1 protein-coding gene and 1 pseudogene are annotated in these 2,159 nt (G+C 36.4%); both read right to left on the reverse strand.

Annotation, left to right across the window (positions count from 1 at the left end; translation table 11 throughout):
- Window positions 1–305: pseudogene (locus PROCOU_RS15765) on the reverse strand (hypothetical protein); the annotation flags it as partial.
- Between the two features lie 777 nt (window positions 306–1,082).
- On the reverse strand, window positions 1,083–2,159 hold a 1,077-nt coding region (locus PROCOU_RS15775), incomplete at its 5' end, for an RHS repeat domain-containing protein (protein WP_036074341.1).

Here is a 2,159-nt window from a genome sequence, read left to right on the forward strand (position 1 = left end):
TTTCTTTTAGGTACCGTTTCTAAAAAGGCTTCTTTACGCTGGGACCCTTTGTCATTCTGCATTAATGTAACCGCTCGTAAGTAATCATTCTCTGCTTCAATTTGGCTAATCAATGCTAACGGCGTAACCACTAGCCCTTCTGAATAACCGTCTGCGCGCTCGGAACGAAAGAGCACATCATAATCCGTGACGGCTTCGATATAGCCTAGTTCGAATACATTCATATCTTGAGCTACATAGATAGCCACTAGATTTCCTTGTTGTTGGCATTTTGTTAAAACTTCGTATAAAAATTTATTACTCATTTTTAGTTATCACTTCTTTCTGATTTGAATTTAACATACATAGTAAAATTACCTAACTTAAAGCCTGAAGAATGATTTTTCATATCATGTTTCTCTTGACCCTTGGCATTTTAGTAAGCGTTCATACATGAATTTTGTGGACATTTTGCTTCTCCTTGTTACTCATTATGCGAATTTTTTCCTAACTTGAAGTTTTATGAAATCATGAATTTATGAGTGTGTTAGCAACATAATAAATATATACCCCTGTTGCCCCCACAAATATAATGCACACACTAAAAATAGTTACATATGGATGCTTATTAGATAGTTTTAAACGATCAATAAACATCAATAAAGCTATGCCTATAAAGCCGACTATGAAAGCCGCATAAGTTAAATTAAACAATTTAAATCCCTCATTTAAGATTTTTTAATATAGCAGGTATGAGGATAATAGTACTACAAAAAAGAGAATCCAAATCACGAAATATATTATCTTCCCTATTTTTTTATCCCCAACAGAACCATTAATTAATTTTGATGATAGTCCTAAAATAAATAGAATTTCCAATCCAATCATCACATTTACTATAGCTAAAGTGATATGGTTAGGCCATATAAGCTGAAGTAATAAAACAGACAATAGAACAAGTGGTATACTAAGAAAACCATATTTTTTAATTATCCCAATGCCCGAACCACTCTTTTCCTTTTTTTTAAAACTACTTATCATTTATCACATTCCTTTCATACATTTAGATTTTAATATTATATTAGGAACTAACTCATCTGTATCTACCAATAGCATTTGAACTTCCTCGAAAAGCCTTTTTGGTATTTTTGCGTGTACTTCTTATCAAATTTCTTTTGTCTTTTTTGAATTTTCTTGATATTATTATATCTCTTGCCAGGCGATCTCTTAATATGACCCATAGGATTTTTTAACAACCTTTTAGAATTAGATATCGCTGCTTTACCAACTCTTTCAAAAGCTCGACCTTTACCAAGCTTAAACCTATCTTTAGCAACCTTAAAACCTAGCTTTAATTTTGAAGAAAATCCTAAAATTCTCCCTGCACCAGTCCACGATAAGCCACTTATAGCTCCTCTAAATGCAGCTTTCCCTGCTCCCTTCCAAGTAACTTTTTTCCCCCTAGCTTTATTCCAAAGGTAATATTTCGTGGCTCCTACAGCAGCTCCAATACCAGCCGCTGCAAGATATTGCCATGCATGCCCGTCAGAATCGATTCGCATAACCGGATTATTATCTGTATAGATATAGCCATTCATGGTAATAGGATCATCTTCATCCCCTGGATCTGGATCCAACGAAATAAATACGCCTTGCTCCGGATTGTAATAACGCGCCATTAAATAGTACATGCCGATTTCTTTGTCATACGTATAGCCGGCATAGCCGAATGGGTTTTGTTTGGCTTCATTGGTTGTTTCGGTAGCTTGTAGGACGTTGCCCCATGCGTCGTAGCTGTATTCTGCCACCATCTCGCCTGCCTCATTCGTCAGAGCAATAACATCACCATGGGCATTATAATGATAAAAAATAGTTTTTGCGCCAACTTTCATTGCCATTCTAACATTATTGTCTGAGTACACATATTGACGCTGAACGTTTCCTGCACCATCTGTTTCGTATAAGACATCAATACTATCGCCGTCATAGTAATACTTGGTCGTTTGGCCATGCACTGTTTTTTCAATACGGCGATTATCATCATCGTATTGATACGTGGCGAATGGGGTTGTTTCCCCTTTTTTCGTGATGGCTGTTAACTGATCTGCCGTATCCCAGGTGTACGTGTATGTCCCATCGCTGAGACGATTCCCATTCGTGTCATACGTTAGTTTGTCGCC

Origin of the sequence: Listeria rocourtiae FSL F6-920, assembly GCF_000525975.1 — a bacterium.
Classification (GTDB): domain Bacteria; phylum Bacillota; class Bacilli; order Lactobacillales; family Listeriaceae; genus Listeria_A; species Listeria_A rocourtiae.